The following is a 22386-nucleotide window of genomic DNA, read 5'->3' on the forward strand; positions in this document are numbered from 1 at the left end:
TTATATCGCTTGCGGACGCCATCGATGACATGCAGGCATGGGTGGGCGCGTTTTTGCGTCCACCCTAAGTTATTTATTCAGCCAGGCCCAAAGCTTGTTTCTGCAGCTGGATCAATTCGCTGATGCCGCCTTGCGCCAGGTCAAGCAAGCTGTTCAGCGTAGGACGGTCGAAGGCGACGCCTTCCGCCGTGCCTTGCACTTCGATGAAATGGCCGGTATCGGCCATCACCACGTTCATGTCGGTATCGCAGCCGGAATCCTCGACATAGTCCAGGTCCAGCACCGGCGCGCCCTGGTAGACGCCGACCGAAATCGCGGCGACAAAGTGCTTGAGCGGAATCGCCGCAATCGCTTTATTTTCCAGCAGCCGGGCAAACGCATCGTAAGCGGCGACCATGGCGCCGGTGATGGCAGCAGTACGGGTACCGCCGTCGGCCTGGATGACGTCGCAGTCCAGGTGCAGGGTGCGCTCGCCAAATGCCTCCAGATCGAAAGCCGCGCGCAAGGAACGTCCGATCAGGCGCTGGATTTCCTGGGTGCGGCCGGACTGCTTGCCGCGTGCGGCTTCGCGGTCCATGCGAGTATTCGTGGAGCGCGGCAGCATGCCGTATTCCGCGGTCAACCAGCCCTGCCCCTTGCCCTTGAGGAAGCCGGGAACCTTTTCTTCCAGGCTGGCGGTGCAGATCACTTTGGTGTCGCCGAACTCGACCAGCACAGAACCTTCAGCGTGCTTGGTGTAATTGCGGGTCAGGCGCACGGAGCGCAAGGCATCGGCGGCGCGTCCGCTAGGACGTGTAATAGTAGACATGCGCTTCCTTAAATATTCTTTTCAATGGCGCCGCGGATTTCCGCGATCGCCTGTTCAATGTCGGCATCGCTGAAGCCGTCCGGCACATCCACTGCGCCCAGGCGCGGCGCCTGGATGGTGGTGGTCAGGCTGCCGATCGGCAGCGTGTGCGTGACGATGGAACTGGATGGATCGTCAATATTCGGATCGCTGCCCCAGGCCATTGCCAAAGCGGTAATATTATCGCTGGTTTTACCGGCAATCCCAAGCGCATTGTTCACCAGCTCCGGCACCGCGCGGACGATGGTGCTGGTTTGCAGGCGCTGCGCCAGCACATGGTCCGGCAGCATCGACCACAGTCCGTCGGAGCACAGCAGCATGACGTCGCCGGCCTGCAGGCTGACGCGGCGCGACAGTTCGACGATCGGCATGTTGGTGGCGCCGAGGCAGTTGAACAGCTTGTTGCGGTCAGGATGGGTGGCGCGCTCCGAGGGATCGGCCTTGCCCTGGGCGATCAGGCTTTCGATGCGCGAGTGATCGCGCGTGCGCGCCAGGATCTGGCCGTTGCGCATCCAGTACAGGCGTGAATCGCCGCAATGCGCCCAGAATGCGCTGTTGTGCTGGATCAGGCAGGCCACCACCGTGGTGCGCGGCGTTTCCGACAGCTTGTGCACTTCGCGGTAGCGATGGATTTCCATGTGCGCGGCATAGAAGCTGTCTTCCAGGAAGCGCTCCGGCTTCTTGATGTACGGCTGGGCATTCTTCTGGAACAGCGAGCCTATGGTCTGCATCGCGATGTTGGCGGCGATCTCGCCGTGCAGGTGGCCGCCCATGCCATCGGTCAGCAACAGCAGCAAGGCGTCACGCGTGAAGCTATAACCCATCCGGTCCTGGTTGACCTTGCGGCCGCCGATATGGCTTTCTTGATATACAGAAAATCGCATGACTTCTCTATGTGGTGTTCTTACTAACAAAAAGACTAAGACACGGCCGGCACGGGCGCCAAGCACCCGGCCGACGGCTTACTGAGTATTTTCCTGGATGGTCGTGTCCGGATTGCTCTCGGCCTTGCGGCGGAACTGGATATGCGTGAAAAAGACGCTGCGGATCTTGCGCGTCACCATGTCGCGCACGCTCACTTCCTCTTCCTGCACCGGCTCCATCAACGCCCGCTGCACCGCGAACACGCTTTGCGGCCGCTGCAGGGGATCGATCATCAGGCACCAGCGCACTACCTGGATCAGCTCCGGCGAATACAGGCCTTCCAGCTTGCGGAAATGGCCTTCCATCTTGTCGTTGACCTTGCGCTGGTCGACCGGCTGCGGCGGCGCGCCGACCATGCAAGCGAAAATCGAGGCGCCGATGCTGTAGATATCGGTCCACGGTCCAAGGTTGCCATTGCGCTCATACAATTCGGCCGGAGCAAAACCCGGCGTATACATCGGATACAGCTTGGGCGAATCCGAGCGCAGCGTCTGGCGGGCGGCGCCGAAATCGAGCAGGATCGGCGTGCCGTCGGCGCGCAAGTAGATATTGGCTGGCTTCAGGTCCAGGTGCAGCAGCTTGTGCGTATGCACTTCGCGCAAGCCGTTCATCACGTGACGGAACATCTTGCGGATGAATTTTTCCGACACCAGCGGCTTCTCGCCCTTGTCGCGCCGGCGCAGGATATGTTCCTGCAGGGAGCGGCCGGACTCGTACGCCATCACCATGTAGACGGTTTCATTGGCGCGGAAGAAATTGATCACGCTCACCACGTTCGGATGCGCGATGCGCGCCAGTGCGCGCCCTTCCTCGAAAAAGCATTTCAAGCCGATCCTGAAGGTCGGCAGGTTTTCCGGCGAAATTGCCGGCGCCAGTTCGCCCCACTGGCGCAAGGCCAGCGAGCTTGGCAGATATTCCTTGATGGCGACTGCGTTGCCATCCTCGTCGTATGCCAGATAGACAATACTGAACCCGCCAGAAGCAATCTTCTTTACAATGCGGTATCCAGCAATTTTCAGCCCATCAGGCAATGGAGCATTGTTTTGTGCGGCCATGCGATCCTACCCTAGTAAATGGTGTAAGGATTGTCTTGATAAATCGCTGATTTGTAAAGAAAAACCCTTGCAAACCAGAAACAAAGGACAGCATTTTGACTATCTGTAGCATGACAGGTTATGCCGTTGCCAACCGCGAGACGGCTGCAGGCACGATTACCATCGAGATCAAGAGCGTCAATTCGCGTTTTCTCGACCTCCAATTCCGCATCAACGACGACTTGCGTTCGCTCGAACCGGCGCTGCGCGAGGCCATTATCGGCCGCGTTGCCCGCGGCAAGGTCGAGTGCCGGCTGAGTTTCGGCCGCAAAGCGGCATCCGGCGCATCGCAAGCCTTGAACATCGAGCTGCTGGCCTCCCTGGCCGACCTCCAAAGCGCGGTGCGCCAGCAATTCATCGAAGCCGCGCCGCTGACAGTCAACGAACTGCTGCGCTGGCCTGGCGTCATCGAAGAAGCCGTGATCAGCCAGGACACCCTGCAAGCCGATGTCCAGGCCACCATGAACACCGCGCTGGAAGCATTTGTCGAATCGCGTGCGCGCGAAGGCGCGGCGCTGCAGGCTACGCTGATCGCCCGCATCGACGCCATGGATGCCATCGTACAGCGGATCACGCCGCTGGTGCCACAGGTAGTGGCGCAATTCCAGCAAAAAGCCATAGAACGGATGCAGGAAGCGCTCGGCCTGGCGCAACAGGACGCCGGCAATGCCGGCCTGTCGCGCGAAGAAGCCTTGGACCGCATCCGCCAGGAAGTCACGCTGTACGGCATCCGCATCGATATCGCCGAAGAGCTGTCGCGCCTCGCCGCCCACCTCAATGAAACCCGCCACATCCTGAAAAAAGGCGGCCAGGTCGGCAAGCGACTGGATTTTATGATGCAAGAACTCAACCGCGAAGCCAACACGGTGGGCTCGAAAGCGGCGATCAAGGAGCTGGCCGACGCCTCCATGGAGCTGAAGCTGTTGATCGACCAGATGCGTGAACAGGTGCAAAACCTGGAATAAAGCAGCCCCGCTGCCTGCCTTGCCGCTGCAGAAACCGGGTTTCTGCAGCCGTCTCCCCCTCCCGGACATCACACCTCATATTCCCCGCCGGTCTTGCAGGCAAAGATAACTATCAATATCGCAATGCCAAATACCCTTGCGTAGCATCGGCGGCTCGAACTCATGATAAACACGTTATTCCGCCGCACCCGCTTGCGGAACAAAAGTGCGGGCGATAAAAAAGCCGCGGCACAGTGCGATCTGCCGCGGCTTTTTTATCTCCTGCCCAGGTCATGGACCCAAGGCGGGCAGATTATTTCTCGACGATGAAATTCTTGAGTTCCTTCGTGCGTTGCTCCGTGTGGGCGCGCATGCATCCGAGGAATTCGATATCGCGAATGGTCCCGCTTTCGTTGTAGGTGTACACGGCATCGCAATCCTTCTTGCGGAAACCGACCCAGGCGCGCTGCGCTTCGATCAGCTTTTTCTTGACCTCGCCGTAGCGCACGCCGTCCTGGTCCGGCTTGGTGATCTGCCTGACCAGCTGCTGATAGGTTTCGTTCAAGGTTTTTTCATCCTTGTCGAAAGCGGCCTTGGCGCAGGTATTCATTTCGACGGTATTGCTCTGCGACAGACATGGATCAACCTGGGCAAACGCTGCCGCAGGCACCACCAGGCAAAATGCCATCAACATCTTACGCATACACTCTCCTTGGAGTCGCTCCGCTCTGCCCGGCGCAGCGCGGGCCAGCAAGACAGGCGAAGCGGTACATCGATCAACCCAGCTCTTCCAGGCGAATCTTGGTGACGCTGCCAACCACGGTGCTCAATGCTTCGATCTTGGCAATCGCCGCTTCCACATTCTTTTCCTGGGTCTGGTGCGTAAGCATGATGATATCAGTACGGGTCTCGTCTGCGGCAGGCTCTTTTTGCAGCATGGCATCGATCGAGATCGAGGAATCGGCCAGGATCCGCGTCACATCGGCCAGCACGCCCGGCTGGTCGGCGACATGCATGCGCAGATAGTAGCTGGTGGTGATTTCCGCCATCGGCAGGATCGGCGTGTCGGCCATGGCGTTCGGCTGGAACGCCAGGTGCGGTACACGGTGTTCGGGATCGGCAGTGGCCAGGCGGGTGATGTCGACCAGGTCGGCGATCACGGCCGAAGCAGTCGGCTCGGCGCCGGCGCCCTTGCCGTAATACAGCGTGTCGCCGACGGCGTCGCCGCGCACCAGCACCGCATTCATGGCGCCTTCGACATTGGCGATCAGGCGCTTGCTCGGGATCAGGGTCGGATGCACGCGCAGCTCGATGCCGCCGGCAGTGCGCTTGGTGATGCCGAGCAGCTTGATGCGGTAGCCCAGCTGTTCGGCATAGCGGATGTCGGTGGCCTGCAGCTTGGTGATGCCTTCCACATGCGCCTTGTTGAACTGCACCGGGATGCCGAATGCGATCGATGCCATGATGGTCAGCTTGTGGGCGGCGTCGACGCCTTCGATATCGAAGGTCGGGTCGGCTTCGGCATAGCCCAGGCGCTGGGCTTCCTTCAGCACGACGTCAAAGTCCAGGCCCTTGTCGCGCATTTCGGACAGGATGAAATTGGTGGTGCCGTTGATGATGCCGGCGATCCACTGGATGCTGTTGGCGGTCAGGCCTTCACGCAGCGCCTTGATGATCGGGATGCCGCCGGCTACCGCAGCTTCAAACGCCACGATCACGCCCTTCTCCTGCGCCGCCTTGAAGATCTCGTTGCCGTGGGCGGCGATCAGCGCCTTGTTGGCGGTCACCACGTGCTTGCCGTTGGCGATCGCCTGCAGCACCAGGTCCTTGGCGATGCCGTAGCCGCCGATCAGTTCGACCACGATATCGATGTCGGGATTGTTGACTACCAGCTTGGCGTCGTTCACCACAGCGATGTCGCCGTTGGTCATTTGCCTGGCGCGCTCGGTATCGAGATCGGCCACCATGGTAATTTCAATAGCTCTCCCTGCGCGCGCTGCAATCTCTTGCTGATTGCGCTTCAATACGTTGAACGTGCCGGAACCGACCGTACCTATGCCAAGCAAACCTACCTTGATGGATTTCATGATCTCTGTTGTCTGTGAAAAAATCTGCTGATGCCGGACGGGCAAGCTCGTCTGCCCGGCGTGTAAAAGTTCTGTCTTAAGCGTGACCGTGACGCCGGCGGTAACCTTCCAGGAAACTGGCGATACGCCCCATCGACTCCGCCAGGTCATCGGTATTCGGCAAGAACACCACGCGGAAGTGGTCCGGCGTCGGGCAGTTGAAGCCCGTTCCTTGCACGATCAGCACGCGCTGCTCGGCCAGCAATTCGTAGGCGAAATCCTGGTCGTCGGCGATCGGGTACATCTTCGGATCTAGGCGCGGAAACATGTACAGCGCGGCCTTCGGCTTGACGCAGGTCACCCCCGGAATATCGGTCAGCAGCTTGTACGCCATATCGCGCTGGCGCGTCAGGCGGCCATGCGGCCCGACCAGGTCGTTGATGCTTTGATAGCCGCCCAGCGCAGTCTGGATTGCATACTGTCCCGGCGCATTGGCGCACAGGCGCATCGAGGCCAGCATGTTCAAGCCTTCGATATAGCCCTTGGCATGTTTTTTCTCGCCCGACACCACCATCCAGCCGGCGCGGTAGCCGCAGGAGCGGTAATTTTTAGACAAGCCGTTGAAGGTAATGAACAGCACATCGTCGGCCAGCGCGGCCAGCGAGGTGTGGGTTTCGCCGTCGTACAAGACTTTGTCGTAGATCTCGTCGGCAAAGATGATCAGCTGGTGCTGGCGCGCCAGGTCGACGATCTGCTGCAATAATTCGACCGGATAGAGGGCGCCGGTCGGATTGTTCGGATTGATGACGACAATCGCCCGCGTGTTGCTGTTGATCTTTTTCTTGATATCTTCGATATCGGGAAACCAGCCGGCCTGCTCGTCGCAGACGTAGTGGCGCGGCGTGCCGCCCGACAGGCTGACCGCAGCAGTCCAGAGCGGATAGTCCGGCGCCGGCACCAGCACCTCGTCGCCGGTGTTGAGCAGCGCGTTCATGCTCATCACGATCAGTTCGGAAGCGCCGTTGCCCAGGTAGATGTCGTCGATCGTGACGCCCTGGATCCGCTTCTGCTGGCAATAGTGCATGATCGACTTGCGTGGCGCAAACATACCTTTGGAATCGGTATAGCCGGAGGCGTTGCCCATGTTCAGGATCATGTCCTGCACGATTTCATCGGGCGGCTCGAAACCGAACACGGCCAGGTTGCCGATGTTCAGCTTGATGATCTTATGGCCCTCTTCCTCCATCTGCCGCGCTTTTTCCAGCACGGGGCCGCGAATGTCATAACAAACGTCATCCAGTTTTTTCGATTTTTGAATCGGTCGCACAGCACAATCCCTTGTATTTTACGCAACATTATCCAGCTTTAAAAAGCTGTCTGGAAAATTGGGGTATCGTCACACGGGAGTAGGTGCGCCGCAATAAATGCTTGCAGCTACCCCTTGTAAGGGCGCCCCGGAGCTATGCGCCCCAGCATTTCACGACTTTTCAGACAGCTTTTCGGCAGTGCACAAAACCCTGCCAGAACCATCCATTCTGCCGAAAGCGTGGGGTTTTATCAATCAATAACGCAAGCTTATGGACGGAAAACGCTACAATGCAGCACTTTATTTTCCATTTTTCGGGAATTTGCACGCTGTCTGCGGTCTATCCTTTGGTTTTTCCCATTGTCACCCCGCCGGTCATGACATGTTAATTTAATTGCAGGACCGGGTATCGCGCTCGGCCCTCAGCTATTTAAAGACAAAGCAATGAAGCTACATACCACCTCTACCCAGCAGTACCAGACTGTCACTGCCTACGACGACAAGGGCGTGGAAATCAATGCGATCCGCTACGAGCACAGCCTGCTGGTGCTGCCCGAATCGGTGCCGGAGATCTGGCCGGTCAGCAGTTTCGACGCCCTCACCCCCGAACACTTTGCCCATATAGACAGCACCCGGCCGGACGTAGTGATCCTGGGCACCGGAGTGCGGCAGCGCTTTGTGCATCCGAAACTGACCACCGTGCTGACTGCGCGCCGCGTCGGCGTCGAATGCATGGATAACCAGGCGGCTTGCCGTACTTACAATATTTTGATGGCTGAGGGACGCAAAGTCGTCCTCGCCCTGATTTTCGACACCAACAAGGAAACCGCCCAAGATGCGTGAACTGCATAAATCAAAAACTTTCGTCTGGCTGCTGTTCCTGCTGTTCTGTATCGTCTGGTGCTATATGCTGGGCGCGCGCACGCTGGTGCCGACCGATGAGGGGCGCTATGCCGAGATGGCGCGCGAAATGGTCGCCACCGGCGACTGGATCACCCTGCGCCTGAACGGCATCAAGTATTTTGAAAAGCCGCCGCTGCAAACCTGGATGAATGCCCTGACCTTCGAGCTGTTCGGGCTGGGCGAATGGCAAGCCCGTTTGTGGACCGGCCTCTGCGGTTTGCTGGGCGTAGTCCTGGTTGCATTTACCGGCAGCCGCGTGTTCTCGCCGCGCATCGGCTTCTTTGCGGCGCTGGTGCTCGGATCCAGCTTCCTCTGGGCCGGCCTCGGCCACATCAACACGCTCGACATGGGCTTGTCCGGCATGATGGCGATCGCGCTGTGCGCGCTGCTGCTGGCGCAACGCGGCGACATCAGCAACAGTGAACAACGCAACTGGATGCTGCTGTGCTGGGCCGGCATGGCCTTGTCGGTGCTGTCGAAAGGCTTGATCGGCTTGCTGATTCCCGGCGCGGTGCTGGTGCTGTATACCTTGTTTTCACGCGACTGGCCGATCTGGAAGCGCCTGCACCTGGTGCTTGGACTGATCCTGTTCTTTGCCATCACGGTGCCGTGGTTCGTGCTGATTTCGCTGAAGAATCCTGAATTCCCGCAATTCTTCTTTATCCATGAACAGTTCCAGCGCTTCACCAGCAAGATCCACAATCGCTATGGCCCGCCCTACTATTTCGTACCTATCCTGATCCTCGGCATCGTGCCGTGGCTGGGCGTCATGTTCCAGAGCTTGTGGAATGCCGCGCGCGAAAGCCATACCGTATCCGGCTTCCAGCCGAAGAAAATGCTGCTGATCTGGAGCATCTTCATTTTCGTGTTCTTCAGCATCTCGGATTCCAAGCTGCCGTCCTACATCCTGCCGATCTTCCCGGCGCTGGCGCTGCTGATTGCCTGCCATCTGGACAAGGCGTCGAGCAAGGCAGTCACCGCTTCGGCCGTGCTGCTGCTGTTGCCGGCGGTGGCCGGCCTGGCCTTGTCCTGGAAAATCCCTGCACTGGCCAAGGATGCTTACTCGCTGCCGCTGCTGCAGGCGCATGTGCCTTGGGTATTCGCCGCTTCCGTGGTCGCCTTTGCCGGCGCCGGCGCGGCGCTGCTGCTGGCGCGCCGCCAGAAGGAATGGGCCATCGTCGCTCTCGCCGCCGCCGGCTTCATCGGCGGCCAGCTGCTGATGTACGGCCACGATCCGCAGGGACGCTACTCGGCCGGCATCGACCTGGTGCCGGCGATCAACGCCGAGATGACGCCGCAAACCACGCTGTACGTGGTCGACAAATATGAACAGTCGCTGCCGTTCTACCTGCGCCGCACCATGACCATGGTCAAGCATATGGATGAACTGGAGTTCGGCCTGGGGCAAGAGCCGCAGCTATGGATTCCGACGATTGAAGCGTTTGTGGTCAAATGGAATGCCGATGCTGCGGCCGGCAAGAAAGACATTGCCATCATCCGTCCGGAGAAGTACAAGGAAATGGCCGAGCAAGGCGTGCCGATGCGCGTCATCGGCCAGGATCCGCGCCGCGTGGTGGTGACCAACCAGGGCATTCCCGCCGCCGCATCTGCTCCGATTCCGGTTCCGGCTCCGCCTGCTCCTGCGGCAAACCCCGAAGCGTCGGCTCAATCGCCTGCGCCGGCAACGTCCGGCGCCCCCTACTAACCCTGCACCGACATGAATCTCACCACATTTGCTTTTATCATCACCGGCGTCTGCCTCAACGCCGTGGCGCAGCTCCTGCTGAAAGCCGGCACCAACGCAATCGGCGTCATCAGCCTGACGCCGCAAAACTGGTTTGCCACCGGCATCAAGCTGGCCACCCAGCTGCCGATCCTGGGCGGCCTGACCTGCTACGTGATCTCGCTGATCGTCTGGATCATCGGCCTGTCGCGGGTCGATGTCACGATTGCCTACCCGATGCTGTCGCTCGGCTACGTCATCAGCGCCGTCGGCGCCTGGTACTTCCTGGGCGAAGCAGTATCCGCCCAGCGCCTGGTGGCTATCGGCGTCATCATAGTCGGCGTAGTATTGCTAACCCGCAGCTAAGCTGCTCCAATTAAGCTGCCCTCTCGTCAAGATCCATACTTATAAAACAATATGAGCCAACAACCATTCCTACCGTTCGCCAAGCCCACCATCGATGAAGCCACCATCGCCGCAGTCGGCGATGTGCTGCGCTCCGGCTGGATCACCAGCGGTCCTAAGGTGCAGGCATTCGAAGCGCAGTTGTCGGAATATTTCGGCGGCCGTCCGGTGCGCACCTTCAATTCCGGCACCTGCACCATGGAAATCGCCCTGCGCATCGCCGGCATCGGCGCTGGCGACGAAGTGATCACCACGCCGATTTCCTGGGTCGCTACCGCCAACGTGATCATCGAAACCGGCGCCACGCCAGTATTTGCCGACATCGACCCAGTCACGCGCAATATCGACCTGGCCCAGGTCGAAGCCGCCATCACGCCGCGCACCAAGGCCATCATCCCGGTCTACCTGTCCGGCCTGCCGGTCGACATGGGCCGCCTATATGCGCTGGCAAAGAAACACAATCTGCGCGTAGTGGAAGATGCGGCGCAGGCATTGGGATCGACCTGGAACGGCCAGCGCATCGGCGCCTTCGGCGACTTTGCCTCGTTCAGCTTCCAGGCCAACAAGAACATCACCTCCTCCGAAGGCGGCTGCCTAGTGCTGAACAATGCCGAAGAAGCACGGCTGGCGGAAAAATACCGCTTGCAAGGCGTGACCCGCAGCGGCTTCGACGGACTCGACGTCGACGTCCTCGGCGGCAAGTTCAACATGACCGATGTCGCCGCCGCCATCGGTCTCGGCCAGTTTGCCCACATTGAAGCCATCACCGCCCATCGGCGCGAACTGGCGCAATATTATTTCAGCTGCTTCGGCAGCGACTTTGAAGCAAAGTACGGCGCCCAGCTGCCGGTGCCGGATTTCGAGAACAGCAACTGGCACATGTTCCAGCTGGTGCTGCCCGAACGCCAGGACGGCAAGCCGGCGCGCGCCACCTTCATGGAACAGATGCAGGCGCTGGGCGTCGGCATCGGCTATCACTATCCGGCCATCCATCTGTTGAGCATGTACCGCGCGCGCGGCTTCAAGGATGGCATGTTCCCGGTTGCCGAAAAGGTCGGCCGCCTGATCGTCTCGCTGCCTATGTTCAACGCCATGACCAAGAGCGATGTCGAACGCGCTGTGTCCGCGGTAAAATCCGTGCTTCAATAAATTGACTATCGCTTGATGAAACCAGAACTTTCCGTCGTCATCCCGGTATACAACGAGGAATCGGGCCTCGCCAAACTGTTCGAGCGCCTCTACCCGGCGCTCGATGCACTTGGCATCAGCTATGAAATCCTGTACGTCAACGACGGCAGCCGCGACAAATCGGCGGCCATCCTGGCGGAACAGTTCCGCTTGCGGCCGGACGTCACCCGCGTGGTCCTGTTCAACGGCAATTTCGGCCAGCACATGGCGATCCTGGCCGGCTTTGAAGCGACCCGCGGCGACATCGTCGTGACACTCGACGCCGACCTGCAGAACCCGCCGGAAGAAATCGGCAACCTGGTCGCCAAGATGCGCGAAGGCTACGATTATGTCGGCTCGATCCGCCGCAAGCGGCAGGATTCGGCCTGGCGCACCGTCGCCTCCAAGGCCATGAACCTGCTGCGCGAAAAAATCACCGGCATCAAGATGACAGACCAGGGCAACATGCTGCGCGCCTACGGCCACAACGTGGTGGACCTGATCAACCAGTGCAAGGAAGTCAATACTTTCGTGCCGGCGCTGGCCTACACTTTCGCCCGCAAGCAGGCGGAAATCGTGGTCGAGCATGAAGAACGCTCGGCCGGCGAATCGAAATACTCGCTGTACAGCCTGATCCGCCTGAACTTCGACCTGGTGACCGGCTTTTCGATCGTACCGCTGCAGCTGTTCTCGCTGATAGGGATCGTGCTGTCTTTCGCCTCCGCCGCGCTGTTCGTGGTGCTGGTGGTGCGCCGCTTCCTGTTCGGCGCTGAAGTGCAAGGTGTGTTCACTCTGTTCGCCTTTGCCTTCTTCCTGATGGGCATGATCCTGTTCGGCATCGGCCTGGTCGGCGAATATGTCGGCCGCATCTATCAGCAAGTACGCGCGCGTCCGCGCTACGTGGTGCAGGCCATGCTGGAGCAGTCTTCTGCAGAGGACAAGCAAGCCTCATGAAAGCCGTCGTCTTTGCCTATCACAATGTCGGCGTACGCTGCCTGAAGGTCTTGCTGGCGCGCGGCGTCGAAGTGGCGCTGGTGGTCACCCACGAAGACAATCCGCAGGAAACCATCTGGTTCGAATCGGTAGCGTCGCTGTGCCGGCAGCACGGCATCCCGACGATTGCGCCGGACAATCCGGCTGCACCGGAATTACTGGCGCAGGTGGCTGCCTTGGCGCCTGATTTCATTTTCAGCTTCTATTATCGCCACATGCTGCCGGTCGCCCTGCTGGCGCTGGCCAGGCACGGCGCCTTCAATATGCACGGCTCCTTGCTGCCGAAGTATCGCGGCCGCGTGCCGATCAACTGGGCGGTCCTGCATGGCGAAAGCGAAACCGGCGCCACCTTGCATGAAATGGCCGCCAAACCTGACGCCGGCTATATCGTGGCGCAGACTTCGGTGCCAATCCTGCCCGACGATACGGCTTATGAAGTATTCGGCAAAGTGGTAGTGGCGGCAGAACAGACGCTGTGGAACGCATTGCCGTCCATGCTGGCGGGTAAGACCCCGAAGCTGCCGAACAATCTGGCGCAGGGCAGTTACTTCGGCGGACGCAAGCCGGCCGATGGCGAAATCGACTGGAGCCAGCCGGCGCAGCGGGTATACAACCTGTATCGCGCAGTGGCGCCGCCCTATCCCGGCGCCTGGACCATTGCCAAAGGCCACACCTTCATTGTTGGAAAAGCAAGCTTTCCCGCCGACTTCGCTGCCGATGCGCTGGTAAATTTGCCTCAAGGCTTGGCGGTAGTGGATAATCACATTGTTGGCGTCTGCGGCGATGGCCGGGCGTTGTTGATTAACCAATTGCTGGCGAATGACCAGGCGGTCACGCCGGAAGCACTGAAAAACATCCTTTTATAAACGGCTGCGTGATTTCGCGGGCAAGACGGCCTTTGCCGCCGCTCTGCTCTTCGGGAACCCCAGCGCTTCATGTTCCGCCGCGGTTTCGCCGCGCGGAATGCTACTCTAACAACAATAGAATATTATGAAAAAAGTCCTTATCCTCGGCGTCAACGGTTTTATCGGCCATCACCTCTCCAAGCGCATCCTGGAGACCACCGACTGGCACGTCTACGGCATGGACATGATGACCGACCGCATCCGCGACCTGCTGGACAACGAAGAATACAAATCGCGCATGCACTTCTTCGAAGGCGACATCACCATCAACAAGGAATGGGTGGAGTACCACGTCAAGAAGTGCGATGTGATCCTGCCGCTGGTGGCGATCGCCACGCCGTCGACCTACGTCAAGCAGCCGCTGCGCGTATTCGAACTGGACTTTGAAGCCAACCTGCCGATCGTGCGTTCCGCCGCCAAATACGGCAAGCACCTGGTGTTCCCGTCGACCTCGGAAGTGTACGGCATGTGCCACGACGAGGAATTCGATCCTGAGCAGTCCGAATTGATCTGCGGCCCGATCAACAAGCCGCGCTGGATCTACTCCTGCGCCAAGCAACTGATGGACCGCGTGATCTGGGGCTACGGCATGGAAGAAGGCTTGAACTTCACCCTGTTCCGTCCGTTCAACTGGATCGGCGCCGGCCTCGATTCGATCCACACGCCGAAAGAAGGCAGCTCGCGCGTTGTCACGCAATTCTTCGGCCATATCGTGCGCGGCGAGAACATCTCGCTGGTCGACGGCGGCCAGCAAAAACGCGCGTTCACTTATATCGACGACGGCATCGACGCCCTGATCAAGATCATCGCCAACAAGGATGGCGTCGCCAGCGGCAAGATCTACAACATCGGCAATCCGGTCAACAACTACTCGATCCGCGATCTGGCCGACATGATGCTGAAACTGGCTGCGGAATATCCTGAGTACGCCGACTCGGCGAAGAAGGTCAAGCTGGTCGAGACCACTTCCGCCGCTTACTATGGCAAGGGCTACCAGGACGTGCAGAACCGCGTGCCGAAGATCACCAACACCTGCGACGAACTGAACTGGCAGCCGACCACCACCATGGCCGACACCCTGCGCAATATTTTCGACGCCTACCGCGGCCAGGTGGCCGAAGCGCGCGCCTTGATGGACTAAGTTTTACGCCACGGTCCGCGCGAGACACAAGACGCCTTGTGTTTTTCGCGGACGCTGTTTTTCCTTACTACAGCCAGACCAGACAACTTGCCCCTCCTCACTCTAAAAATCGACGCCGACACTTATCGCGGCACCCGTGAAGGGGTACCTAACCTGGTGCGCCTGCTAAGCAAATACCAGGCGCGCGCCACTTTTCTGTTTTCCCTCGGCTACGACCATACCGGCTGGGCATTGAAGCAGGTGTTCCGCCCTGGCTTCTTCCAGAAAGTATCGCGCACCTCGGTGGTCGAGCACTACGGCCTCAAGACCTTGATGTACGGCGTTCTGCTGCCGGCGCCGGACATCGGCAAGACCTGCGCCGAATACATGCGGGCCGTAGACTCCGCTGGTTTCGAATGCGGCATCCACACCTGGGACCACCGCGTCTGGCAAGACCATGTGCGGCAACGCGGCGCCGACTGGACCAGCCAGCAGATGCAGCGTTCGTTCGACCGTTTCAGCCAGATTTTCGGCCGGTCGCCGCAGACCCATGGCGCCGCCGGCTGGCAGATGAATCCCTACGCCTTCGAGCAGCTGGAAAAATTCGGCATGGCCTATGCCTCCGATGGCCGCGCCATGCTGAGCGACGACGGCGCGCTGGCCGACCAGGCCGCCGGGCCGCATCGCCTGCAGGTCAACGGCAAGACGCTGGCATGCATCCAGCTGCCGACCACCCTGCCGACGCTGGACGAACTGCTGGGCCGCAGCTTCAACGGCGTCGAGCTGACGCCGGCAAATATCGCCGATCACATCCTGGCGTTGACAGCAACCCCGCGCGATCATGTATTTACTCTGCACGCAGAGCTTGAAGGGCAAAAACTCGCCCCCATATTCGAGCGGTTGCTGCAGGGCTGGCGGGCGCAAGGCTACGATCTGGTTTCGATGGGAGATTATTACCAGCACGTCAAAGACCAGGTCTTACCAGTTGCGCCGCTAACTTGGGCGGAGTTGCCGGGACGTTCAGGCGAAATGATCATGCAGGAAACGTGATCAGCGGATCAAGCCCTTGATTGGCAACCGATTCATCATAATCTCTAATGAACAGGACAATACAGTGGCAGACCATCCTTCCATCATCAACATGACGGTGCCCGACTTCTCTGCAGCCATGACCGGTGCACAGACATTCAAGTTGTCGGACTATCATGGCAAGAAAATAGTGTTGTATTTTTACCCTAAAGACAACACGCCAGGCTGCACTACCGAAGCCATCCAGTTCCGCGACCTGTATCAGGAATTCCAGGGTCACAATACTGTCATATTCGGTATCAGCCGCGACAGCATTCGCTCGCACGAAGGTTTCAAAGCCAAGCTGGATCTCCCCTTCGAGCTGATTGCCGATCCGGATGAAACGCTATGCGCCATGTTCAACGTCATGAAAATGAAAAACATGTACGGCAAGCAAGTACGCGGCATCGAGCGCAGCACGTTTGTGATTGACGCCGCCGGCACATTGGTGAAAGAATGGCGTGGAGTGAAGGTGCCTGCGCACGTTGAGGAAGTATTGGAGTTTGTAAGTCATTGAATTCACAAAAAATTATTTTGTTAAGCCGTTTGAGGAAAAGGCCCGAGGGCCTTCCCAAACGGCTTTTTTACTTTTTAATTTGTGCTTAACCGGCCAGGCCTGCCCAAATGGCGTGTTATGGGCCTGTTTATCGTGAGTGTTCCCTGATGTTCCTTACCCATATTGTTGTTCCAGCCGTAGCTTCATCTGTTTGGTCCAGTTCGCGTTCTCACCCAAGCGAACATTTTTTCATCTTTAAAGCGAGGTTCTGATGCCCCTACCAAAATTACCGACCAAACCCGCTGCTTTACTGTCCGTTCAAGATTATCCAAAAGCGGAAGCCGGCAAAGCCGTCAAACCACGTATTGCTGTTGTTGAACCGATTACCCGCAACAAGGAAATTGCACCACAAGCGCGCGACAAGTCCGTCGCCAAGCCCGCCGTCAAGCCGGTGGAAAGCCGCAAGACCAAGGCGCCGGCGGAAAATGGCCGCAGCGTCGCCGACAAGCCGGCCAAGCCGGCCGAAGGCCATATCCGCCCGAAATCGAGCACCAGCCGCGCCGCCGACAAATCCGGCGTCAGCAAGTTATTCGTGCTGGACACCAATGTGCTGATGCATGATCCAAGCTCGCTGTTCCGCTTTGAAGAGCATGACATCTATCTGCCGATGGTGACCCTGGAAGAGCTGGACAACCACAAGAAGGGCATGTCGGAAGTCGCCCGCAACGCCCGCCAGGTATCGCGTTCGCTGGACGCGCTGGTAGGCGATATCGGCGACGACCAGATCGACCACGGCATCCCCTTGTCCAAACTTGGCAACAAGGATGCCAAGGGCCGCCTGTTCTTCCAGACCAAGCTGCAAAACGCCGACCTGCCGGAAGGCTTGCCGGTCGGGAAAGCCGACAACCAGATCCTCGGAGTGGTGCGCGGACTGGAAGCGGAAACCCCGGGACGCGCGGTGGTGCTGGTGTCGAAAGACATCAACATGCGCATCAAGGCGCGCGCCATGGGCTTGCCGGCGGAAGACTACTTCAATGACCACGTGCTGGAAGATACCGACCTGCTGTACTCGGGCATCCAGCAATTGCCGGACGATTTCTGGATCAAGCACGGCAAGGGCATCGAATCCTGGCAAGAAAACAAGCATGGCACCGGTTATACCTATTACCGCCTGAGCGGACCGCTGGTGCCGACCCTGCTGGTGAACCAGTTCGTTTTCATCGAACCGAAAAACGGCGAACCGGCGTTCTACGGCCAGGTCACGCAGATCAACGGCAAGACCGCGGTGCTGCAAACCTTGCGCGACTACGGTCACGCCAAGAACAGCGTGTGGGGCATTACTGCCCGCAACCGCGAGCAGAATTTTGCGCTCAACTTGCTGATGAATCCGGACTGCGACTTCGTCACCCTGCTGGGCCAGGCCGGCACCGGCAAGACCTTGCTGGCGCTGGCGGCCGGCTTGGCGCAAGTGCTGGAAACCAAGACCTACAACGAAATCATCGTGACCCGCGTCACGGTGCCGGTCGGTGAAGATATCGGTTTCCTGCCAGGCACCGAAGAAGAGAAGATGGGGCCGTGGATGGGCGCCTTCGACGACAATCTGGAAGTGCTCAACAAATCCGATTCCGATGCCGGCGAATGGGGTCGCGCCGCCACCCAGGATCTGATACGTTCGCGCATCAAGATCAAGTCGCTCAACTTCATGCGCGGCCGCACCTTCGTCAACAAGTTCCTGATCATCGACGAAGCGCAAAACCTGACGCCGAAGCAGATGAAGACGCTGGTGACGCGTGCCGGTCCGGGCACCAAGATCATCTGCCTGGGCAACATCGCGCAGATCGATACGCCGTACCTGACCGAGGGTTCCAGCGGCCTGACTTATGTGGTCGATCGCTTCAAGGGCTGGTCGCACAGCGGCCATGTCACCTTGGCGCGCGGCGAGCGTTCGCGCCTGGCTGACCACGCCAGCGACGTGCTGTAATCGTGCAGGAAGGCGGCGCTGCGAGGCGCCGCCGGGATGATGGCCGACGGGTGTGATTCGATGGGCGCGGCAAGCGCTTTGATTGAATTACACCCGTTTTTATTTGATGATGTGATATTCACTTCATCAGCCAAGGAATACCATCATGAAACTCGCCATTCTTTCCGATATCCACGCCAATATCTGGGCGCTGGAAGCCGTCCTGGCGGATATCAGGCGGCAAGGCGCGGACCTGGTCGTCAATGCCGGCGACATCCTGTCCGGCCCGCTGGCGCCGGCCGCCACGGCCGATCTGCTGATGTCGCTGGAGTTGCCCACCATCGCCGGCAACCACGAGCGCCAGCTGCTCTCCTGCGCGACCAAAACCGGACATCCGGCCGACCAGTTCGCCTTTGAAAACACGACCCAGGCGCAGCGCGACTGGCTCAAGGGATTGCCCGGCACGCTGGTTGTCGCCGACGACGTCTACATGTGCCACGGCACGCCGGCCAGCGATCTGATTTATTTCCTGGAAGAAGTCGACCAGCATGGCTGCCACATGGCTCCGGCGGCGCAGATCGAAGCGTACGCCGCCGGCGTCAGCCAGCAACTGATGATCTGCGGCCACAGCCACAAGCCGCGCAGCTGCGCCGTTTCCGGCGGACGGTTGGTGGTCAATCCAGGCAGCGTAGGCCTGCAAGCCTACGATGACGACCTGCCCTGGTTTCATGTCGTCGAAAACGGCAGCCCGCATGCGCGTTATGCGATTTGCGAAAAAGACATGCATGGCTGGCGCGTCGGCCACCATTGCGTCGGCTACGACCATCACAAAGCCGCAGCCGAGGCTGCAAGAAACGGCCGGGACGACTGGGCCCGCTGGCTGCTTACGGGAAGGGCTGCATCCTGAGCTGCCGGCCAGGCCGCTGGCGCCCGCGCAATTAATTGTTACCTTCCTTCCAGAGCAAAACCGCAGATTGCGAAAATGTAATCGTGCGGTCACCTTCCCGCAGCCACATCCTTTTCATACTTGGCATCAAAGTCACAGCGGCTGACGCCGCCGTCGACTTTATTAAAACGGCTCCCACCAGCAGCTTTCAGAACAGGAAAGCATGCCGGAAAAAACGGTGTCGTTTGCGTAGTCCAATCTCTCAATACAAAGGAGTCTGCAATGAAATTCAATCAATTGATGCTGGCGCTGACCGCGGCGTCTTTCTCATTGGGCGCGGTCGCCGCAGAAAGTACATCGAGCACCAAGGGCAAGACGCGGCAAGAGGTCAAGCAAGAGCTGGCGCGGGCGCAGCACGACGGTGAAATTCCGGCCAGGAACGCGGACTACCCGCCATCACGGGAAACAATCAAGCGCAACCAGCAAAGCCACAAGGCCGCCGTACATCCTAAGAACGAAAAGGCGAATGGGATTGACTCGCATGACGAGCGCAGCGGCGGCAAGCAATAGCTACAAAAAAAACGGCGCATCTTACGATGCGCCGCAACCTTAAGCCACTAAATTGCACTTGGAAACTAGAATGCCACAGGACGCCATTTCAGCAAACGTTTTTCTAGCGTAGTGAGCAAATAATCTGCCGCCAGAGCCACCACAGCCAGCACGATCATGGCGGCGAACACGCCGCTGGCGTTGAAAGCGCCCTGCGCGGTCGAAATCAGCAAGCCGATGCCCTGCTTGGAGCCGAGGAATTCGCCCACCACGGCGCCGACCAGCGCAAAACCGAAGCTGACATGCAGGCTCGCCAGGATCCAGCTCAGCGCCGATGGAATCACGACCGACATGGTGACCTGGCGCGGCGATGCGCCAAGGATTTGTGCATTTGCAATCATGTAACGGTCGGCTTCACGCACACCCTGGAAGGCATTGCCGAACACCACGAAGAACACCATCACCACCGCCAGCGCCACTTTGGAGGCCATGCCCAGGCCCAGCGCGATCACGAAAATCGAACCCAGCACTACCCGTGGAATCGAATTGGCAACCTGGATATAGATGCTGAAGACATCCGACAGCAGCTTGTTGCGGCCCAGCAGGATGCCGCACACCACACCCGCCACCGAGCCGATCAGGAATCCCAGCACGGTTTCTTCCAGCGTCACCAGCACCTGAGTCCAGAGCGGCCCTTGCGACGTACCGTCCTTGATCCAGTCGTAGATCTGGATCACGATCAGCGAAGGTTGCGAAAAGAAAAACGGGTCTATCCATTGCAGCCTTGCCGCCAGCTCCCAGCCGCCCAGCGTGAGGATCAGGATGCCGACGCGCAAGGACATCACCAGCCAGTAGCGCTGCTTGATTTTTCGTTGTGCTTCTTGTTCGACGGTAGCCAGGCTGGCGGCGCTGAGCTTGTCGACGGTTTGTGCTTGATTCATGGTTTGCCTCTTTGCCGTCGCCTGCCCTGGAATCCAGAGCGGCAGGCGACACTGTGTAATGGAATAAAACGATTCAGCTGATGTGCACTTCTTCGCGCAGGTCAGCCCAGATCTTGCGTGAGATATCGATGAAGCGCTGTTCATAGCGCACCTCGGACATCACGCGCGGCCGCGGCAGGTCGATTTCATACACGCTCTTCAAGGTGGCTGGACGCGCGGTCAGCACATAGACCTTGTCGGCCAGCGCAATCGCTTCTTCCAGATCGTGGGTGACGAACACCACCGAACCGGCTTGCGACGACCACAGCTGCAGCAACTCATCCTGCATCAGGGTGCGGGTCTGCATGTCGAGCGCGCTGAACGGCTCGTCCATCAGCAGGATTTCAGGGCTGTTGATGAACGTCTGGGCCAGCGCCACGCGCTTGCGCATGCCGCCGGACAACTGGTGCGGATAGTGATTGCCGAATTTTTCCAGGCCGACGCGGCGTATCCATTCTTCCGCCAAGGCATACGCAGCATCCTTCGGCTTGCCGCGGAACAGCGGCCCCGCAGCAACGTTATGCAGCACGCTGCGCCACGGGAAGACCGCGTCGTTCTGGAATACAAAGCCGATGCGCGGATCGATGCCGTTGACCGGCTCGCCCATGATGCGCACCTCGCCTACCGTCGGCTTGAGCAGACCGGTGATCATGCTCAGGGTGGTCGATTTGCCGCAGCCGGTAGGACCGACCACCGCGACAAATTCACCGCGCGCCACGCTCATCGTGAAGTCGCGCAAGGCCACGGTCGCCTTGCCATCCGGCGAGATGAAGCGGCAGGAGACGTTGCGCAGTTCGATGGCTGGCGTATCGCGCGACGGTTCCGGCGTCGCCAGCTTGACGGGTGAGGCTGGCGCAGCCGAGGCGTATGCTGTTTGGGTCATTTCAGTTTCCTTGTTAATTCCGGACGGCCGGACTCCCGCCGCACGCGAACATCGCGCCGGCCAGGCCGTCCGTTTGCCGGCCGCCCTGCGCCTAAGCGCAGGATGTGCCGGTCTTTACAATTTCAGCGTTGCGTTTATTTGGCTGCGCTGACGAACTCGTTGGTATAAGTTTTAGCCAGGTCGATGTGCTTGCCCTTGACGTTCGGATTGAATCCCGACAGAACCTGCAATACGGTTTCCGGGCCGCCTGCCGGCATGGTGCCGTCGGCGGAAAACATCGGCAGGGAATTCTGCAGCGCCTGCACGTACATCGGCTTGTTGTTGCCGTAGTAGTCCTTCGGCATCTTGTCGGCGATCTCGGCAGCGCTGTGGGTGTTGATGAATTTCAGCGTCTTGACAAAGGCGCGCGCCAGTTTGGCCGCTTCCACCTTGTGCGTGTTCAGCCATGGCCGCTGAACATACAGGCTGGAGGCCGGATACAAGCCGCCCAGCGCCTTGACCGTGCCTTCGACGGTGCGCATGTCGACCAGCACCGACGCTTCGCCGGTTTTCAACAGCTGCGAGACTGTCGGTTCGGTGGTCATGCCGGCATCGATGCGGCCCTGCTTGATCGCCACGATGAAGGTATTGTCGGCGCCGACCGGCAGCACTGAATACTGGTTGGAAGTGATGCCGTTCTTGGCCGCCAGGTACTGAGTCAGGAAATTGGTGGAAGAACCGAGTCCGGTCACGCCCAGGGTCTTGCCCTTGACGTCGGCCATGCTCTTGATAGTGGCGGCAGCCTTGGCCGAGACCATTTCCACTTCGCCGGGAACCTGGCCGAAGATCGTGATCGCGGTGACTTCCTTACCCTTGCTTTGCAGATCGATGGAGTGGTCGTAGAAGCCGACGACCGCCTGCACCGCGCCGGCCAGCAATTCGTTTTCCGCATCGACGCCGGCCGGTTGCGATTGCAGCTCGACGTCCAGTCCTTCTTCCTTGAAATAGCCGAGCTGTTCAGTCAGCTTGGCCGGCAGATAGATCATCTTGGTGATGCCGCCGACCATGATGGTGATTTTTCCTGAATCTGCCGCGACGGCCTGGCTGGCGCCAAGTACCGCGCCGGACAGCAGCACAGCAGAAATCAATGAACCGCGGATGAGGGTATGCATTGCGTTGTCTCCATTT

22 protein-coding genes are annotated in these 22386 nt (G+C 59.3%); 13 read left to right on the forward strand and 9 right to left on the reverse strand.

Translation table 11 applies throughout. From position 1 onward, the window contains the following. Nucleotides 1–73: 73 nt before the first annotated feature. The 3 genes from rph to KHU30_RS05535 all read right to left on the reverse strand — a co-directional run bounded on the left by rph (nt 74) and on the right by KHU30_RS05535 (nt 2826). A complete protein-coding gene (gene rph, locus KHU30_RS05525; protein WP_230427191.1) occupies nt 74–808 on the reverse strand; it encodes a ribonuclease PH in 735 nt (244 codons plus the stop codon). Between the two features lie 8 nt (nt 809–816). Continuing rightward, on the reverse strand, nt 817–1731 hold the full coding sequence (locus tag KHU30_RS05530) for a PP2C family protein-serine/threonine phosphatase (protein ID WP_098496710.1): 915 nt from the start codon (nt 1729–1731) through the stop codon (nt 817–819). Nucleotides 1732–1809: 78 nt separating this feature from the next. Then, nucleotides 1810–2826: a serine/threonine protein kinase gene (locus tag KHU30_RS05535; RefSeq protein ID WP_211441590.1), complete on the reverse strand. Its 1017-nt coding sequence runs from the start codon at nt 2824–2826 to the stop codon at nt 1810–1812. Nucleotides 2827–2921: 95 nt separating this feature from the next. On the opposite strand from KHU30_RS05535, the gene KHU30_RS05540 reads away from it, so the two are divergent. Then, entirely contained in the window at nt 2922–3830 is a 909-nt protein-coding gene (locus tag KHU30_RS05540; RefSeq protein ID WP_230427192.1) for a YicC/YloC family endoribonuclease, read from the forward strand. A 292-nt stretch (nt 3831–4122) separates the two neighbouring features. Here the strand turns inward: KHU30_RS05540 and KHU30_RS05545 are convergent, their stop codons facing one another. From KHU30_RS05545 to KHU30_RS05555, 3 genes are all read right to left on the reverse strand, one after another. Continuing rightward, nucleotides 4123–4512 carry a lysozyme inhibitor LprI family protein gene (locus KHU30_RS05545; RefSeq protein ID WP_211441591.1) on the reverse strand — a complete coding sequence of 130 codons (390 nt, stop codon included), beginning with the start codon at nt 4510–4512 and terminating at the stop codon, nt 4123–4125. 73 nt (nt 4513–4585) lie between these two features. After that, nucleotides 4586–5896 carry a homoserine dehydrogenase gene (locus tag KHU30_RS05550; RefSeq protein WP_211441592.1) on the reverse strand — a complete coding sequence of 437 codons (1311 nt, stop codon included), beginning with the start codon at nt 5894–5896 and terminating at the stop codon, nt 4586–4588. Nucleotides 5897–5972: 76 nt separating this feature from the next. After that, nucleotides 5973–7202, reverse strand: coding sequence for a pyridoxal phosphate-dependent aminotransferase (locus tag KHU30_RS05555; RefSeq protein WP_211441593.1), 1230 nt, complete (start codon nt 7200–7202; stop codon nt 5973–5975). 423 nt (nt 7203–7625) lie between these two features. Between KHU30_RS05555 and KHU30_RS05560 the strand changes: the two genes are divergently transcribed. The 12 genes from KHU30_RS05560 (at nt 7626) to KHU30_RS05615 (ending at nt 19377) form a co-directional block, all read left to right on the forward strand. Continuing rightward, the gene (locus tag KHU30_RS05560; RefSeq protein ID WP_211441594.1) at nt 7626–8024 is read left to right on the forward strand and encodes an Mth938-like domain-containing protein; all 399 of its coding nucleotides are present in this window, start codon (nt 7626–7628) and stop codon (nt 8022–8024) included. Then, nucleotides 8017–9789, forward strand: coding sequence for a glycosyltransferase family 39 protein (locus tag KHU30_RS05565; RefSeq protein WP_211441595.1), 1773 nt, complete (start codon nt 8017–8019; stop codon nt 9787–9789). Before KHU30_RS05560 ends, KHU30_RS05565 begins: the two co-directional genes overlap by 8 nt. A 12-nt stretch (nt 9790–9801) precedes the next feature. Next, the gene (locus KHU30_RS05570; protein ID WP_211441596.1) at nt 9802–10173 is read left to right on the forward strand and encodes an EamA family transporter; all 372 of its coding nucleotides are present in this window, start codon (nt 9802–9804) and stop codon (nt 10171–10173) included. Between the two features lie 51 nt (nt 10174–10224). After that, complete coding sequence (locus tag KHU30_RS05575) at nt 10225–11361, forward strand: DegT/DnrJ/EryC1/StrS family aminotransferase (RefSeq protein WP_211441597.1); 1137 nt, start codon at nt 10225–10227, stop codon at nt 11359–11361. Between the two features lie 15 nt (nt 11362–11376). Continuing rightward, a complete protein-coding gene (locus KHU30_RS05580; RefSeq protein WP_211441598.1) occupies nt 11377–12333 on the forward strand; it encodes a glycosyltransferase in 957 nt (318 codons plus the stop codon). Beyond that, on the forward strand, nt 12330–13238 hold the full coding sequence (locus KHU30_RS05585) for a formyltransferase (protein WP_211441599.1): 909 nt from the start codon (nt 12330–12332) through the stop codon (nt 13236–13238). The genes KHU30_RS05580 and KHU30_RS05585 overlap by 4 nt, the downstream gene beginning before the upstream one ends. A gap of 124 nt (nt 13239–13362) precedes the next feature. After that, complete coding sequence (locus tag KHU30_RS05590; RefSeq protein ID WP_211441600.1) at nt 13363–14418, forward strand: bifunctional UDP-4-keto-pentose/UDP-xylose synthase; 1056 nt, start codon at nt 13363–13365, stop codon at nt 14416–14418. 87 nt (nt 14419–14505) lie between these two features. Then, nucleotides 14506–15447 carry a polysaccharide deacetylase family protein gene (locus tag KHU30_RS05595; protein ID WP_211441601.1) on the forward strand — a complete coding sequence of 314 codons (942 nt, stop codon included), beginning with the start codon at nt 14506–14508 and terminating at the stop codon, nt 15445–15447. 118 nt (nt 15448–15565) lie between these two features. After that, nucleotides 15566–15982 (forward strand): peroxiredoxin, encoded by a 417-nt coding sequence (locus tag KHU30_RS05600; RefSeq protein ID WP_230427274.1) that lies wholly within the window; start codon nt 15566–15568, stop codon nt 15980–15982. A gap of 250 nt (nt 15983–16232) precedes the next feature. Beyond that, nucleotides 16233–17942, forward strand: a complete 1710-nt coding sequence (locus tag KHU30_RS05605; protein ID WP_211441602.1) for a PhoH family protein — start codon at nt 16233–16235, stop codon at nt 17940–17942. A gap of 145 nt (nt 17943–18087) precedes the next feature. Further along, nucleotides 18088–18828, forward strand: a complete 741-nt coding sequence (locus KHU30_RS05610) for a metallophosphoesterase family protein (protein WP_211441603.1) — start codon at nt 18088–18090, stop codon at nt 18826–18828. Between the two features lie 261 nt (nt 18829–19089). Then, nucleotides 19090–19377 carry a DUF4148 domain-containing protein gene (locus KHU30_RS05615; protein ID WP_211441604.1) on the forward strand — a complete coding sequence of 96 codons (288 nt, stop codon included), beginning with the start codon at nt 19090–19092 and terminating at the stop codon, nt 19375–19377. A 65-nt stretch (nt 19378–19442) separates the two neighbouring features. Here the strand turns inward: KHU30_RS05615 and KHU30_RS05620 are convergent, their stop codons facing one another. From KHU30_RS05620 to KHU30_RS05630, 3 genes are all read right to left on the reverse strand, one after another. Further along, a complete protein-coding gene (locus KHU30_RS05620) occupies nt 19443–20009 on the reverse strand; it encodes an ABC transporter permease (protein ID WP_407928041.1) in 567 nt (188 codons plus the stop codon). A gap of 361 nt (nt 20010–20370) precedes the next feature. Beyond that, nucleotides 20371–21219 carry an ABC transporter ATP-binding protein gene (locus KHU30_RS05625; RefSeq protein WP_230411463.1) on the reverse strand — a complete coding sequence of 283 codons (849 nt, stop codon included), beginning with the start codon at nt 21217–21219 and terminating at the stop codon, nt 20371–20373. Nucleotides 21220–21353: 134 nt separating this feature from the next. Continuing rightward, nucleotides 21354–22370, reverse strand: a complete 1017-nt coding sequence (locus tag KHU30_RS05630; protein WP_211441606.1) for an ABC transporter substrate-binding protein — start codon at nt 22368–22370, stop codon at nt 21354–21356. Nucleotides 22371–22386 lie beyond the last annotated feature (16 nt).

The sequence above is a fragment of the Collimonas humicola genome (assembly GCF_018304945.1).
Taxonomy (GTDB): domain Bacteria; phylum Pseudomonadota; class Gammaproteobacteria; order Burkholderiales; family Burkholderiaceae_D; genus Collimonas; species Collimonas humicola.